The following is a 15,104-nucleotide window of genomic DNA, read 5'->3' on the forward strand; positions in this document are numbered from 1 at the left end:
TATCCAGAGGAGTCGGCCATGAGTTACCAGCACCAGTACCTAGACGGCACGCGCATCCACTTTCCCCTGGGCAAGGTGGTCTGCATAGGCCGTAACTACGCCGAACATGCCAAGGAGCTGGACAACCCAATCCCCAGCGAGCCTCTGCTGTTCATAAAGCCCGGCAGTTGTGTGGTGCCCTTGGAGGGTGGTTTCAAGATCCCGACCGAGCGGGGGGCCGTGCATTATGAAGCGGAGATTGCCGTGCTGGTCGGCAAGCCGCTGTCGACCCACCCCAGCGAAGAAGAAGTGCGCGATGCCATTTCCGGCTTTGCCCCGGCCTTGGATCTGACCCTGCGCGACGTGCAGGCCAAGCTCAAGGAGAAGGGCCTGCCTTGGGAACTGGCCAAGAGCTTCGACGGTGCCTGCGTCCTGCCGCCGTTCGTGGTCGCCGACACCTTCGAGGACCTGACCGATATCGGCATTCGCCTGTCGATCAACGGCGAAGTCCGCCAGGACGGCAACAGCGCGATGATGCTCAACCCCATCGTGCCGGTCATCCAGCATATTGCCGCTCACTTCTCCCTGCTCCCGGGTGATGTCATCCTCACCGGTACACCCGTTGGCGTCGGCCCCTTGAGGGTGGGCGATGAGTTGGTGTTGGAGCTTCCCGGCGCGAGCCGCTTCGAAAGCCGCGTGTTGTGACCCGCTGACGATGACAGTCTTATCGGGCTGTCATCGTATTCAACGCGATATTTGCCGTTTTTTTCACAAATCATCCGGATAATGCCCCGGATATTTCATTAGCCGACGTTAGGGAGAACTCGGCGATACCAGGAAGCGCTCTTCTATGGCATTTACCTCCAGTGCTCCACGCCCAGTTCGCAAGCGCGGTATTTTCCGTCGTTGGCAGGTATGGGTAGGGGTAGTCGCAGTGTTGGGCTATGTCCTGGCGGTGATCATGCATTGGGACGATCGCGCCGTGCTGTGGGTCAAGGAGCGCTTCGAGAACAAGGTCGAGCGCGGTGAAAGCGTCTGGCTGCCGGACTACGTGGCGGACATCGATGCCAAGGTATTGCCGGGCATGTCGGACGATGAGCCATCGGACCTGGCGTTCAACCCGTTTACCCGGACCCTGTTCGCGGTAATGGGGAACAACCCTTTCCTGGTCGAGCTGAGCCTCGAGGGTGATGTGCTGCGCAAGATCCCGCTGGTGGGCTGGGACAACCCCGAAGGGGTCGCGGTGTTGGTCGATGGCCAGATCGCGATCGTCGACGAGCGCAAGCATGACATGACCCTGGTGAGCGTGGATGCCAGCACCTCCAGCTTGACCTACGCGGACCATCCGCACCACGACCTGGGCAAGTCAGCCAACAGCAACAAGGGTTTCGAGGCCATCGCCTGGGACCCTGTCCGCCAGCGTCTGCTGTTGGGTGAAGAGCGTCCGCCCAAACTGTATGCCTGGAGCACCGATGGCAAAAGCCCGCTCAAAGGCGAAAAGCAGGTTGTGCCCAGCGACCAGCTCGATGTGCGCAATCTCTCCGCCTTGTGGATCGATCCCCGCACGGGCCATTTGCTGGTCTTGTCGGCTGATTCCAACTTGCTGCTGGAACTGGACGAAAAGGGCAAACAGGTCAGCTTCATGACGTTGCTCGGCGGTTTCAACGGCTTGAAGCACACCATTCCGCGCGCCGAGGGCGTGGCGACGGATGACCAGGGCAACCTGTACATGGTGAGTGAGCCAGACCTTTTCTATCGATTCAGAAAGAACTGACGGCATTAAGTTTTATTTCAGTCGACCATGATTAGATTCCGGCCTTTCTTATCGGATCTATCTTCATGTGTCGTCGTTCACGCCTGTTCCTTGTTCTGGTGCCGTGCCTTGCGCTGCTGGCGGGTGGATTGGCCGCCCATGAGTTTCGTCTGTTCGAGCGTGGCTGGTTCAATCTTCAGGCTTGGTGGCAGCCTGCCGAGCAGGGCATAGGCCTTGATCGTTACCGTGTGACGCTCGAAGCCCAGCCTATCGCAGGGCTGGATGACGATATCTCGGCGCTGACCTTCGACCCCGACCGCAAGACCCTCTTTACCGTCACCAACAAACGCTCCGAACTCATCGAACTGTCGCTGGAAGGACGCATCCTGCGCCGCGTCCCCCTGACCGGCTTCGGCGATCCCGAGGCGGTGGAATACGTGGGAACCAACAGTTATGTGATCACCGACGAGCGTGAGCAGCGGCTGATCCGCGTGCATCTGGACGACGACACACTGTTTCTCGACGCCAACGATGCCGAGCAGCTCACCTTGGCCATTGGCCGTAATGGCAACAAGGGCTTCGAAGGCCTAGCCTACGACTCGGCAGGCAAGCGCCTGTTCGTGGCCAAGGAGCGCGACCCGATGATGATCTACGAGATTCACGGCTTCCCCCACGGAAAACCCGGAAAACCCTATGCGGTGCATGTGGTGCAGGACCGCAAGCGCGATTCGCGGTTGTTCGTGCGTGACCTGTCGAGCCTGCAGTTCGACGAGCGCACGGGGCATTTGCTGGCGCTGTCGGATGAGTCTCGGTTGGTGGTGGAACTGGATGTGGAGGGCCGGCCGCTGAGCACGCTTTCGTTGAACAAAGGCTTTCAGGGGCTCAAGCGCAGTGTGCCGCAGGCCGAGGGCCTGGCCATGGACGAGGAGGGGACCATCTATCTGGTCAGTGAGCCGAACCTGTTCTACGTCTTCAGGCAATCGACAGATTGAACGCGGGTCGCGAGCAGGTCTGAGCTCGAAGTCGCCAACTCCCACCGGATACCGGTGGAAACTGGCGAAGTCTTCAACGGGCTGCAATGCAGCCCCAGAAGGGTTACTCGGCCTTGAGCGTCTTGACGCCTTCGGCGGTGCCGAGCAGCAGCAGGTCCGCCGGACGCGCCGCGAACAGGCCGTTGGTGACTACGCCGACGATGGCGTTGATCTGCGACTCCAGGCCGACCGGGTCGGTGATTTGCAGGTTGTGCACGTCAAGAATGACGTTGCCGTTGTCGGTCACTACGCCTTCGCGATACACCGGGTCGCCGCCGAGCTTGACCAACTGGCGAGCCACGTGGCTGCGGGCCATGGGGATCACCTCGACCGGCAGCGGGAAGGCGCCCAGCACGGGCACCAGCTTGCTGGCGTCGGCAATGCAGATGAAGGTCTTGGCCACCGCCGCGACGATCTTCTCCCGGGTCAGGGCCGCACCGCCGCCCTTGATCAGGTTCAGGTGCGCATCGCTCTCGTCGGCACCGTCCACATAGAACTCCAGTTCGCTGACACTGTTGAGTTCGTACACCGGGATGCCATGGGACTTCAGGCGCTCGGCGGTGGCTTCGGAGCTGGCGACAGCGCCGTCGAAGGCGGTCTTGTGCTTGGCCAGGGCATCGATGAAGAAGTTGGCGGTCGAACCGGTGCCGACGCCGACGACGCTTTTCTCATCCAGCTTGGGCAGAATGAAGTCGACGGCAGCCTGGGCGACGGCCTGTTTGAGTTGGTCCTGGGTCATGCGGGCTCCGAGAGGGGCGGGATTTCAAAGCCCGGTATTATAGACGCAAGTGCCGGCAAAACCTCGGTTTCGCTGTGGTCGCCCGACGTAGCGCTGCGGTAGACTCCCAGGCCTTGTCCCGCGGCCAGTGATGCTTTCCCGATGCTCGAACAGTACGTCAAGAAGATCCTCACCTCGCGCGTCTACGACGTCGCTGTCGAAACCCCGCTGCAGAGCGCTGGCCAGTTGAGCAAGCGGCTGGGCAACCAGGTCCTGCTCAAGCGCGAGGATCTGCAGCCGGTGTTCTCCTTCAAGATCCGTGGGGCGTACAACAAACTGGCGCAGCTGAGCCCAGAAGAACTGGCCCGCGGCGTGGTCACCGCCTCGGCCGGCAACCATGCCCAAGGTGTGGCACTGGCGGCGCGCGAATTGGGTATCAAGGCAACCATCGTGATGCCTAAGACCACCCCGGAGATCAAGGTCGAAGGCGTGCGCTCGCGCGGCGGCAAGGTGGTGCTGCACGGCGACTCCTTCCCCGAGGCGCTGGCCTATTCGCTCAAGCTGGTCGACGAGAAGGGCTTCGTCTACATTCACCCCTATGACGACCCCCACACCATTGCCGGTCAAGGCACCGTGGCCATGGAAATCCTGCGCCAGCACCCGGGGCGCCTGGACGCGATCTTCGTGCCCGTCGGCGGCGGTGGCCTGATCGCCGGCATCGCCGCCTATGTGAAGTACCTGCGTCCCGAGATCAAGGTGATCGGCGTCGAGCCGGACGATTCCAACTGCCTGCAGGCCGCGATGGCTGCAGGCGAGCGCGTGGTGCTGCCGCAGGTCGGCCTGTTCGCCGACGGCGTGGCGGTGGCGCAGATCGGCCAGCATACCTTCGACATCTGCCGACAGTATGTGGACGAGGTGGTGACGGTCAGCACCGACGAGATTTGCGCTGCCATCAAGGATATCTACGACGATACCCGCTCGATCACCGAACCTGCAGGCGCCTTGGGCGTGGCGGGCATCAAGAAATACGTCGAGCTGTATGGCGTATCCGGCCAGACCCTGGTGGCGATCGACTCGGGTGCCAACGTCAATTTCGACCGCCTGCGCCATGTGGCCGAGCGCGCCGAACTGGGCGAAAAGCGCGAGGCGATCATCGCTGTGACCATTCCGGAGCGACCGGGCAGCTTCAAGGCGTTCTGCGAGGCGATCGGCAAGCGCCAGATCACCGAGTTCAACTACCGTTACCACGCCGACAAGGAAGCGCACATCTTCGTTGGCGTGCAGACTCACCCTGAAACCGATCCGCGGGCGATGCTGGTCCAGCAACTGACCGAGCAAGGCTTCCCTGTCACCGACCTGACCGACAACGAACTGGCCAAGCTGCATATCCGCCACATGGTCGGCGGGCACTCGGCAGGGGCCAGCGACGAGATGGTGCTGCGCTTCGAGTTCCCCGAGCGCCCAGGGGCGCTGTTCAATTTCCTCAATAAACTCGGCGGTCGCTGGAACATCTCCATGTTCCACTACCGCAATCACGGCGCAGCCGATGGCCGAGTGGTCGCAGGCCTGCAGGTACCGGACGACGAACGCCACCTGGTACCGGCGGCACTGGCCAAGATCGGCTACCCCTACTGGGACGAGACCGATAACCCGGCTTACAAGCTGTTCCTGGGCTAAACGACTAAGCTTGCCCTATCGCTCAAGGACGTGAAAATATGGAATACCTGACCACCCTCAAGGCCCTGCACATCGGTGCCACCGTGTTGTTGCTACTGGGCGCGCTGGGCCTGGCGATCTGGACCGTCGCTGCCCGCCGTCGTGGCGATGCCGAGGCCTACGGCAAGCTGCTGCGCCGGCCTCTGGTGTTTGTCTGGTTGTTGATGGGCGTTTGCTTGGTGAGCATGCCGTTCACCGGTTGGTGGCTGGTGCACCTGATCGGCTGGCCCCTGGGGCAGACGTGGTTACTGGCCTCCAGCGTCATCTACAGCGTTGGCGCGTTCACTGCCTGGTGGTTGTTGGTCCGTCTCAACCGGCTGCGCAAGGCTGAACCCACGGGGTTGCGCTTCACCCTGGCGTTGGCGTTGATCAGTGGCGTGTGCTTGCTCTCCATCGCCGGACTGATGGGCGCCAAGCCGATCTGAGCCCCAAGGGGTCGTTCCACGCCCCATCGTAGGTGGCCAGCTTCCACCTGGATCCGCTTTGAAAGGTAGGCGCTGGCGCAGCTGCGATGCTCCGTCACCAACCCTTCATGAAACCGCGGTATATCGTTACAGACCCTCGGCGACGTTCATGAGCCGGGCCCCGGCAAGACCCCATGGAACACAGAGTTTTCACCTCGCCTCACATAAGCTTGGCGGGCGCGTTGCTGCGCTCGTGAGCTTTGTGGAACAATGCGTTGACATGCGTTTGCGAGGTTGCTGCCGTGATCGACCCGGATGGTTTTCGCCCCAATGTCGGGATCATTCTTACGAATGATGCCGGGCAGGTGCTATGGGCTCGACGGATCAACCAGGATGCCTGGCAATTCCCCCAGGGTGGCATCAACCCTGACGAGACGCCGGAAGACGCCCTGTACCGCGAGCTGAACGAAGAAGTAGGCCTGGAACGCGAGGATGTGGAAATTCTTGCCTGCACCCGTGGCTGGTTGCGTTATCGTTTACCCCAGCGCCTGGTGCGCACCCACAGCCAGCCCCTGTGCATTGGCCAGAAACAGAAGTGGTTCCTGCTGCGCCTTGTGAGCAATGAGCAGCGGGTACGCATGGACCTGACCGGCAAGCCGGAATTCGACGGCTGGCGTTGGGTCAGCTACTGGTATCCCTTGGGCCAGGTGGTGACATTCAAGCGTGAGGTCTATCGCCGCGCCTTGAAAGAGCTAGCCCCGCGCCTGTTGACGCGCGACTGACGACGGAGTCCGACCCCGAGCCATGCTCAATACGCTGCGCAAGATCGTCCAGGAAGTGAACTCCGCCAAAGATCTCAAGACGGCGTTGGGGATCATTGTCTTGCGCGTCAAGGAAGCCATGGGCAGCCAGGTCTGCTCGGTCTACCTGCTCGATCCGGATACCAACCGTTTCGTGCTCATGGCCACCGAGGGCTTGAACAAACGCTCCATCGGCAAGGTCAGCATGGCCCCCAACGAAGGCCTGGTCGGCCTGGTCGGTACCCGGGAAGAGCCGCTGAACCTCGAAGACGCCGCCGCTCACCCCCGTTATCGCTACTTCGCCGAAACCGGCGAGGAGCGCTTCGCCTCCTTCCTCGGTGCACCGATCATCCACCACCGTCGTGTGGTCGGGGTGTTGGTCATCCAGCAAAAGGAGCGCCGCCAGTTCGACGAAGGCGAAGAAGCCTTCCTGGTCACCATGAGCGCCCAGCTCGCAGGCGTTATCGCCCATGCCGAGGCCACCGGCTCCATCCGGGGCCTGGGCCGCCAGGGCAAGGGCATCCAGGAGGCGCGCTTCGTCGGTGTGCCTGGCTCGCCGGGCGCTGCCGTCGGCAAGGCCGTGGTGATGCTGCCGCCGGCCGATCTGGAAGTGGTCCCGGACAAGACCGTCGAGGACATCGACACCGAACTCAAGCTGTTCAACACCGCTCTGGAAGGTGTGCGCGCCGACATGCGCAAGCTGTCGGCCAAGCTCGCCACCCAGTTGCGCCCGGAAGAGCGCGCGCTGTTCGACGTCTACCTGATGATGCTCGAGGACGCGGCTTTGGGCGGCGAGGTGGCGCAGGTCATCAAGACAGGCCAATGGGCCCAGGGCGCCCTGCGCCAGGTGGTGGGCGAGCACGTCAGCCGCTTCGAGTTGATGGACGACGATTACCTGCGTGAGCGGGCATCGGACGTCAAGGACCTGGGCCGGCGCCTGCTGGCCTATCTCCAGGAGGCGCGCTCGCAGACGCTGGTCTACCCGGACAACACCATCCTGGTGAGCGAGGAACTGACCCCGGCGATGCTCGGCGAGGTACCGGAGGGCAAGCTGGTCGGCCTGGTCTCGGTACTCGGCTCGGGCAACTCCCACGTGGCGATCCTGGCTCGGGCCATGGGTATCCCGACGGTCATGGGCCTGGTCGACCTGCCGTACTCGAAGGTCGACGGCATCGAAATGATCGTCGACGGCTACAAGGGTGAGGTGTTCACCAACCCGGGCGAGGTGCTGCGCAAGCAGTACAGCGACGTGGTCGAGGAGGAGCGCCAGCTGGCCCAGGGGCTGGATGCCCTGCGTGAGCTGCCGTGCGTGACCCCGGATGGCCACCGCATGCCGTTGTGGGTCAACACGGGGCTGCTGGCCGATGTCGCCCGTGCCCAGCAGCGTGGTGCCGAAGGCGTGGGCCTGTACCGCACCGAAGTGCCTTTCATGATCAACCAGCGTTTCCCCAGCGAGAAGGAACAGCTGACGATCTACCGTGAGCAACTGCAGGCGTTCCATCCGCTGCCTGTGACCATGCGCAGCCTCGATATCGGCGGCGACAAAGCGCTTTCGTACTTCCCGATCAAGGAAGAAAACCCCTTCCTGGGCTGGCGTGGCATCCGTGTGACCCTCGACCACCCAGAAATCTTCCTGGTGCAGACCCGCGCCATGCTCAAGGCCAGCGAGGGCCTGAACAATCTACGCATTCTGCTGCCGATGATCTCCGGCATCCATGAGCTGGAAGAGGCGCTGCACCTGATCCACCGCGCCTGGGGCGAGGTGCGGGACGAAGGCACCGATGTGCCGATGCCGCCGGTCGGGGTGATGGTCGAAATTCCTGCCGCGGTGTACCAGACCCGCGAGCTTGCGCGTCAGGTGGACTTCCTGTCGGTCGGTTCCAACGACCTTACCCAGTACCTGTTGGCGGTCGATCGCAACAACCCGCGCGTCGCCGACCTCTACGACTACTTGCATCCAGCGGTGCTTCAGGCCTTGCAGACCGTGGTCAGCGTCGCCCATGAAGAAGGCAAACCGGTGAGCATTTGCGGTGAGATGGCCGGCGATCCAGCTGCCGCCGTGCTGCTGATGGCGATGGGCTTCGATAGCCTGTCGATGAACGCCACCAACCTGCCAAAGGTGAAGTGGATGCTGCGTCAGATCAACATGAGCAAGGCCAAGGAACTGCTGGTCGATGCCATGAGCCATGACAACCCGCAGGTTATCCACAGTTCGCTGCAGTTGGCCCTGAAGAACCTGGGGCTGGCGCGGATGATCGGGCCTGGGGCCAACAAGACCCTCTGACATCACTCCTGGCCTCTTCGTGGGTAAACCCGCGAAGAGGCCGATACACCAATGCCTTTCAGACCAGCAGCTCGACCTCTCCCAAGTGCCCGCCAAAGGGCCCGAAACTGCGCTCGATGATTCGCCGCCGTCCTTGGTCATCGACCAGCAATACCGTACTCGCCCGTGTTCCATAGTTCTGGCTGGCAATGAACACGCTCGACAGCAGCTTCTCGGTCGCCAACCCCACGCCAGTTTCCGGCAGATCGCTGTCATGGGCCGGCGCTGCATCGGCGAGCAACGCCAGCAGATGCTCCGGCTGAGGATCCTCAAGTAACGCCTCCAGCCCACTACGCGCCTTGATCAGCTTGGGCCAGGGCGTATCCAGCCCGGCATTGGACAGCCCGTACACCCCAGGCTCCAGCAGGCGCGGCGAGGTCTGGCGTGCGTTCAGGTAACCCAGCTGCCCTGCATCGCCCACCAGTAGATTGAATCCTGAGTACTGGCTGCTGCGGCTGGCCACCTGGTCGAGGTAAGCCTCCACGCCCAGGTCCCCGCGCAGATAGGCCGCCACCAGCTCGCCGCGTGAGCGTGGCCCGAGTGGCTGTTGTGGGTCACGGATGTTGGTCAGCGCCGCGAAGCGTCCCAGGGGGCCGATGCCCAGCCAGGTGCCACCGGCTTCCAGGTCGCGACCGGCATGCACGCCCGGGGCGTCCTCCCAGGCGGCCAGGGCCTGGGTCGGGCGGGCGTAGAACTCGTCACGGTTGGCCGCGACGATCAGCGGCAGGGCGTGCCCCGGCCGCCAGGCGAAAACGATCAGGCACATGTCAGGGCCTCGGTTGTTTTGGCCACTCTACCCACTAGGGCTGCGTCTATCCATCACCTGACAGAGAGTTCACTAGAGCCACGGGGCTGGCTTCCGCTACCATGGCGGATTGTTTCCATAAGGGGCGACGAATGGAATTCGTACTCTATCTGCTGTTGGGGGCCTGCGCCGGTGTGTTGGCCGGGCTGTTCGGTGTGGGCGGTGGCATCATCATCGTGCCGGTGCTGGTGTTCAGCTTCACCCTGCAGGGCTTCGACCCTTCGGTACTGACTCACTTGGCCGTCGGCACGTCGCTGGCGACCATCGTCTTCACGTCGATCAATGCCGTGCTCGAGCATCAGCGCAAGGGCGCGGTGCAGTGGCCGATCTTCGCCTGGATGACCCTGGGCATCCTGCTCGGCGCGCTGGTCGGGGCCAAGACTGCCTCGCTGATCCAAGGCCCGATGCTGCAGAAGATCATCGGCGTGTTCGCCCTGGTGATCGCCGCGCAGATGGCCTTGGACCTCAAGCCCAAGGCCAGCCGTGGTATCCCCGGCAAGCCTGGCCTGACCGCTGCTGGCAGCGTGATCGGCTGGGCCTCGGCGATCTTCGGCATCGGCGGCGGCTCGCTGACCGTGCCGTTCCTGACCTGGCGCAGCCTGCCGATGCAGCAGGCAGTGGCGACCTCGTCGGCCTGTGGTTTGCCGATTGCCGTGGCCAGTGCCCTGAGCTTCATGTGGCTGGGTTGGAACGAGCAGCACTTGCCGGCTCACAGCATCGGTTACGTCTATCTTCCTGCGCTGGTGGGTATCGCGGTCACCAGCATGTTCTTCGCCCGATTCGGTGCCCGCCTGGCGCACAGGTTGTCGCCGCGTTTGCTCAAGCGCCTGTTCGCCGCGCTGCTGTTTTGCGTCGGACTGAGCTTTTTGATTTAACCCGAGAGGAATGACAATGCTGCCTTACCCGCAGATCGACCCCGTGGCCGTGGCCATCGGGCCGCTGAAAATCCACTGGTACGGCCTGATGTACCTGATCGGCATCGGCGGCGCCTGGCTGCTGGCCTCGCGCCGGTTGAACCGCTTCGATCCCACCTGGACCCGCGAGAAACTCTCCGATCTGGTGTTCTGGCTGTCCATGGGGGTGATCGTCGGTGGGCGCCTGGGCTATGTGCTGTTCTATGACCTGCACCAGTACTTGGCCAATCCGACGTTGATCTTCGAGGTCTGGAAGGGCGGCATGTCGTTCCACGGTGGCTTCATCGGCGTGATGCTGGCGGCATTGTGGTTCGGCAAGCGCAACAACAAGTCGTTCTTCGAGCTGATGGACTTCGTCGCCCCGCTGGTGCCGATCGGCCTGGGCGCCGGGCGCATCGGCAATTTCATCAACGCCGAGCTGTGGGGCAAGGCCACCGACCTGCCTTGGGCGATGGTCTTCCCGCCGTTCAGCGACCCGGCGCAACTGCCGCGTCACCCGTCGCAGCTGTACCAGTTCGCCCTCGAAGGTGTGGCATTATTCGTGATCCTTTGGCTGTACTCGCGCAAACCGCGCCCGACCATGGCCGTTTCCGGCATGTTCGCGCTGTTCTACGGGATTTTCCGCTTCATCGTGGAATTCGTGCGGGTACCCGACGCCCAGCTGGGGTACATCGCCTTCGGCTGGTTGACCATGGGTCAGTTGCTCTGCGTGCCGATGATCGCCGGCGGCATCTTCCTGATCTGGTGGGCCTACAACCGCAAACCTACGGCCAAGGCCACCGTTTGACTCTCACGGCAGGGGCGATCCCCCTGCCGTTCTTGCTACAGGTAAGCCATGAAACAGTATCTAGACCTGGTCCGTGACGTCATCGAAAACGGTACGTTGCAGGAAAACCGCACCGGCATCCGCACCATCAGTCTGCCGGGCGCCATGCTGCGTTTCGACCTGCAGAAGGGCTTCCCGGCCATCACCACGCGCAAGTTGGCGTTCAAGTCGGCGATCGGCGAGATGGTGGGTTTTTTGCGCGGCGTGAAGAATGCCGGGCAGTTCCGTGAGTTGGGCTGCAAGGTCTGGGACCAGAACGCCAACGAGAACGCTCAGTGGCTGGCCAATCCCTTCCGCCAGGGCCACGACGACCTGGGTGAAATCTACGGCGTGCAATGGCGCCAGTGGCCGGGCTACAAGCGCATCCCGCTGAGCAATCCGGCGGCCATCGAGATGGCCGAGAAGGCAGGCTTTCGCCGCATCGCCCAGGATGAAGAAGACGGCCAGGCGTTCGTCATCCTGTACAAGGCCATTGACCAGGTGCGCCAGTGCCTGGACACCATCGCCCACGACCCGGGCAGCCGCCGCATTCTGTTCCACGGCTGGAACTGCGCCCAGCTCGATGAAATGGCCCTGCCGCCGTGCCACCTGCTGTATCAGTTCCACCCCAATGTCGAGACCAAGGAAATTTCCCTGACGCTCTACATCCGTTCCAACGACCTGGGCCTGGGCACACCGTTCAACCTCACCGAAGGCGCGGCGCTGCTGTCGCTATTCGGCCGGCTGACCGGCTACACCCCGCGCTGGTTCACCTATTTCATCGGCGATGCCCATGTGTATGAAAACCACCTGGACATGCTGAACGAGCAGATGAAGCGCGAGCCATTGGCGGCGCCGAAACTGGTGATCAGCGACCGCGTGCCGGCGTTCGCAGAGACGGGCAAGTACGAACCCGAGTGGCTGGAGAAGATCGAGCCGAGCGACTTCTGGCTGGAAGGGTACGAGCACCATGCACCGATGACCGCGCCGATGGCGGTCTGACCCTGAGAGGGCTGGGCTGCTCGCAGCCCCCCCTCAATGCCCGTGACTGCGTCCCACGTGGGAGTGCTCGGTTTCGGGTACCGATACCGCCCCGTTCGTCTCCAGTTGCTGAAGGATCGCGCACTCCGATCCTTTGGCGTTGCACTGCTGGCGCAGCTCCACCAACTGCGCCTGCAGCGCCATCAACCCATCGATTCTCGCCTGCACATGCTCGATATGCTCGTCGATCAGCGCATTGACGCTGCCGCACGAATCGTCGGGGCTGTCGCGCAGGCGCAACAGGCTGCGGATTTCGTCCAGGGTCATGTCCAGGGTGCGGCAGTTGCGGATGAAGGTCAGGCGCTCCACATGGGCCTGGGTGTATTGCCGGTAGTTGCCTTCGGTGCGGGCGGGGGCCGGTAGCAATTGCTCGCGCTCGTAGTAGCGGATGGTCTCCACGGCGCACTCGGTGGCCTTGGCCAGTTCTCCGATCTTCATGGCAATCTCCAGGAAAGGGGCTTGACCCTATAGTGGCTACAGGGTGTTCACTTGGCAACAACCCACTCTGTGGATACCTGCAGAGGTCAGCGCTCACGTTAAGGATGATTCCATGAACCAGCCTGTCAGCCCCGAACATCAGCATGACCACGGCCATGATCACGATCATGGCGACAAGGCGCACAGCCATGCCTCCCATGGTCACGGTTGCTGCAGCTCCAGTGCCGCGCCAGCCAGGGTGCAATTGACCGAGAGGGCCAGTGGCCAGGCACGGCTCAGCCGTTTCCGCATCGAGGCCATGGACTGCCCCACCGAGCAGAGCCTGATCCAGGACAAGCTCGGCAAGCTGGCGGGCATCGAACAACTGGAATTCAACCTGATCAACCGCGTGCTCGGCGTGCGCCACACGCTGGAGGGTACGGCCCAGATCGAGCAGGCCATCGACAGCCTGGGGATGAAAGCCGAGCCTATGAGTGCTGAGGGTGACGATGCCCCAGCCGCGCCCCTGGCCCACAAGCCCCGTTGGTGGCCGCTCGCGTTGTCGGGTGTGGCGGCGATCGCCGCCGAGCTCGTGCATTTCTCCGGCAAGGCACCGGAGTGGGTCGTGGCGCTGTTGGCGCTGGCAGCCATCCTCGGCTGTGGCCTGGGCACCTACAAGAAGGGCTGGATCGCCCTGAAGAACCGCAACCTCAACATCAATGCATTGATGAGCATCGCCGTGACCGGTGCCGTGTTGATCGGCCAATGGCCGGAGGCGGCCATGGTCATGGTGCTGTTCACGGTTGCCGAATTGATCGAGGCGCGCTCGCTGGACCGCGCCCGTAATGCCATCGGTGGGCTGATGCAACTGAGCCCGGACCTGGCCACGGTGCAGCAGGCTGACGGCCAATGGCGTGAGGTCGAGGTGCGAGATGTGACTATCGGCGCCTTGGTGCGCGTGCGCCCTGGTGAACGCATCGGCCTGGACGGCGAAGTGGTCAGTGGGCAATCGAGCGTCGATCAGGCGCCGATCACCGGCGAAAGCCTGCCGATCGAAAAGGCTGTCGGCGACAAGCTGTTCGCCGGCACCATCAACCAGGCCGGTGCCTTGGAGTACCGGGTCACTGCGGCGGCAGTGCAGTCGACCTTGGCGCGCATCATCAAGGCCGTCGAAGAGGCCCAAGGCGCCCGGGCGCCGACCCAGCGCTTCGTCGACCAATTCTCGCGCATCTACACCCCGGCGGTGTTCGCGGTGGCCCTGACGGTGGCGATCATTCCGCCGCTGTTCATGGCCGGCGCCTGGTTCGACTGGATCTACCGCGCGCTGGTCCTGCTGGTGGTGGCCTGCCCTTGCGCCCTGGTGATCTCCACCCCGGTGACCATCGTCAGTGGCCTGGCGGCGGCGGCGCGCAAGGGCATCCTGATCAAGGGCGGCGTGTACCTCGAAGGCGGGCGCAAGTTGGACTTCCTGGCTCTGGACAAGACCGGCACCATCACCCATGGCAAGCCGGTACAAACCGACAGCAATGTGCTCGACCCGTTGTTCGAAGGCCGCGCCCAGGCGTTGGCGGCAAGCCTGGCGGCGCGCTCCGACCACCCGGTGTCGGGCGCCATCGCCCAGCATGCCCAGGCGCAGGCCCTGGAGCTGAGCGACGTGCGTGAGTTCACCGCCCTGGCTGGTCGCGGCGTGCGGGGCGAAATCGACGGCACCCTGTATCACCTGGGCAACCATCGCCTGGTCGAAGAGCTGGGCCTGTGCTCGCCGGCTCTGGAGGCCGAACTGGACCAGCTCGAGCGCCAGGGCAAGACCGTCGTGCTGCTGCTCGACGGCTCCGGACCGCTGGCGCTGTTCGCCGTGGCGGACACGGTCAAGGACAGTAGCCGCCAGGCCATCGCCGAGCTGCATGCGCTGGGTATCAAGACTGTCATGCTGACCGGCGATAATCCCCATACCGCCCAGGCCATCGCCGCCCAAGTGGGCATCGACCGCGCCGAAGGCAACCTTTTGCCGGCGGACAAGCTCGGCAGCATCGAGGCACTGTACGGCCAAGGGCATCGTGTCGGCATGGTCGGTGATGGCATCAACGACGCGCCGGCCCTGGCCCGCGCCGAGATCGGCTTTGCCATGGCGGCGGCTGGCACCGACACCGCCATCGAGACCGCCGACGTGGCGCTGATGGACGATGACTTGCGCAAAATCCCCGCCTTCGTCAGGCTGTCGCGCCAAAGTGCGGCGATCCTGACGCAGAACATCGTTCTGGCATTGGGCATCAAGGCGATTTTCCTGGCGATCACCTTCGCCGGCATGGCGACCATGTGGATGGCGGTGTTCGCCGACATGGGCGTGAGTCTGCTGGTGGTGTTCAACGGCTTGCGCCTGCTGCGTAAATAGAGGTAA

14 protein-coding genes are annotated in these 15,104 nt (G+C 63.2%); 11 read left to right on the forward strand and 3 right to left on the reverse strand.

Annotated elements, in window-relative coordinates; genetic code table 11:
• Nucleotides 1-18 precede the first annotated feature (18 nt).
• The 3 genes from J5X93_RS01410 (at nucleotide 19) to J5X93_RS01420 (ending at nucleotide 2,724) form a co-directional block, all read left to right on the forward strand.
• Nucleotides 19-684 carry a fumarylacetoacetate hydrolase family protein gene (locus J5X93_RS01410; RefSeq protein WP_102081413.1) on the forward strand — a complete coding sequence of 222 codons (666 nt, stop codon included), beginning with the start codon at nucleotides 19-21 and terminating at the stop codon, nucleotides 682-684.
• Nucleotides 685-829: 145 nt separating this feature from the next.
• The gene (locus J5X93_RS01415; RefSeq protein WP_250034299.1) at nucleotides 830-1,753 is read left to right on the forward strand and encodes an SdiA-regulated domain-containing protein; all 924 of its coding nucleotides are present in this window, start codon (nucleotides 830-832) and stop codon (nucleotides 1,751-1,753) included.
• Between the two features lie 65 nt (nucleotides 1,754-1,818).
• Nucleotides 1,819-2,724: an SdiA-regulated domain-containing protein gene (locus J5X93_RS01420; protein WP_043211469.1), complete on the forward strand. Its 906-nt coding sequence runs from the start codon at nucleotides 1,819-1,821 to the stop codon at nucleotides 2,722-2,724.
• 103 nt (nucleotides 2,725-2,827) lie between these two features.
• Here the strand turns inward: J5X93_RS01420 and rpiA are convergent, their stop codons facing one another.
• Entirely contained in the window at nucleotides 2,828-3,502 is a 675-nt protein-coding gene (gene rpiA, locus J5X93_RS01425; protein WP_043211467.1) for a ribose-5-phosphate isomerase RpiA, read from the reverse strand.
• 141 nt (nucleotides 3,503-3,643) lie between these two features.
• Here rpiA and ilvA point away from each other — a divergent pair, with 141 nt between their 5' ends.
• The 4 genes from ilvA to ptsP all read left to right on the forward strand — a co-directional run bounded on the left by ilvA (nucleotide 3,644) and on the right by ptsP (nucleotide 8,685).
• Entirely contained in the window at nucleotides 3,644-5,158 is a 1,515-nt protein-coding gene (gene ilvA, locus J5X93_RS01430) for a threonine ammonia-lyase, biosynthetic (protein WP_090343422.1), read from the forward strand.
• Nucleotides 5,159-5,196: 38 nt separating this feature from the next.
• The gene (locus tag J5X93_RS01435; protein WP_043211463.1) at nucleotides 5,197-5,622 is read left to right on the forward strand and encodes a DUF2269 family protein; all 426 of its coding nucleotides are present in this window, start codon (nucleotides 5,197-5,199) and stop codon (nucleotides 5,620-5,622) included.
• A gap of 281 nt (nucleotides 5,623-5,903) precedes the next feature.
• Nucleotides 5,904-6,383, forward strand: coding sequence for an RNA pyrophosphohydrolase (locus J5X93_RS01440; RefSeq protein WP_029614755.1), 480 nt, complete (start codon nucleotides 5,904-5,906; stop codon nucleotides 6,381-6,383).
• Between the two features lie 22 nt (nucleotides 6,384-6,405).
• Entirely contained in the window at nucleotides 6,406-8,685 is a 2,280-nt protein-coding gene (gene ptsP, locus J5X93_RS01445; RefSeq protein ID WP_070571747.1) for a phosphoenolpyruvate--protein phosphotransferase, read from the forward strand.
• 58 nt (nucleotides 8,686-8,743) lie between these two features.
• On the opposite strand, the gene J5X93_RS01450 is transcribed toward ptsP, so the two are convergent.
• The gene (locus J5X93_RS01450) at nucleotides 8,744-9,490 is read right to left on the reverse strand and encodes an NRDE family protein (RefSeq protein WP_250034305.1); all 747 of its coding nucleotides are present in this window, start codon (nucleotides 9,488-9,490) and stop codon (nucleotides 8,744-8,746) included.
• A 131-nt stretch (nucleotides 9,491-9,621) separates the two neighbouring features.
• Here J5X93_RS01450 and J5X93_RS01455 point away from each other — a divergent pair, with 131 nt between their 5' ends.
• From J5X93_RS01455 to J5X93_RS01465, 3 genes are read left to right on the forward strand one after another with little or no spacing between them, the layout of a single operon-like run.
• Nucleotides 9,622-10,404: a sulfite exporter TauE/SafE family protein gene (locus J5X93_RS01455; protein WP_043208693.1), complete on the forward strand. Its 783-nt coding sequence runs from the start codon at nucleotides 9,622-9,624 to the stop codon at nucleotides 10,402-10,404.
• Between the two features lie 16 nt (nucleotides 10,405-10,420).
• A complete protein-coding gene (gene lgt / locus J5X93_RS01460) occupies nucleotides 10,421-11,230 on the forward strand; it encodes a prolipoprotein diacylglyceryl transferase (protein ID WP_043208691.1) in 810 nt (269 codons plus the stop codon).
• A gap of 48 nt (nucleotides 11,231-11,278) precedes the next feature.
• Nucleotides 11,279-12,250, forward strand: coding sequence for a thymidylate synthase (locus J5X93_RS01465; protein ID WP_043208690.1), 972 nt, complete (start codon nucleotides 11,279-11,281; stop codon nucleotides 12,248-12,250).
• A 33-nt stretch (nucleotides 12,251-12,283) separates the two neighbouring features.
• Here the strand turns inward: J5X93_RS01465 and cadR are convergent, their stop codons facing one another.
• Nucleotides 12,284-12,727 (reverse strand): cadmium resistance transcriptional regulator CadR, encoded by a 444-nt coding sequence (gene cadR, locus J5X93_RS01470; protein WP_043208688.1) that lies wholly within the window; start codon nucleotides 12,725-12,727, stop codon nucleotides 12,284-12,286.
• Nucleotides 12,728-12,839: 112 nt separating this feature from the next.
• Here cadR and J5X93_RS01475 point away from each other — a divergent pair, with 112 nt between their 5' ends.
• Entirely contained in the window at nucleotides 12,840-15,098 is a 2,259-nt protein-coding gene (locus J5X93_RS01475) for a heavy metal translocating P-type ATPase (protein WP_250034307.1), read from the forward strand.
• Nucleotides 15,099-15,104: the final 6 nt, after the last annotated feature.

The sequence above is a fragment of the Pseudomonas sp. BYT-1 genome (genome assembly GCF_023611805.1).
In the GTDB taxonomy this organism is placed as follows: Bacteria; Pseudomonadota; Gammaproteobacteria; order Pseudomonadales; family Pseudomonadaceae; genus Aquipseudomonas; species Aquipseudomonas guariconensis.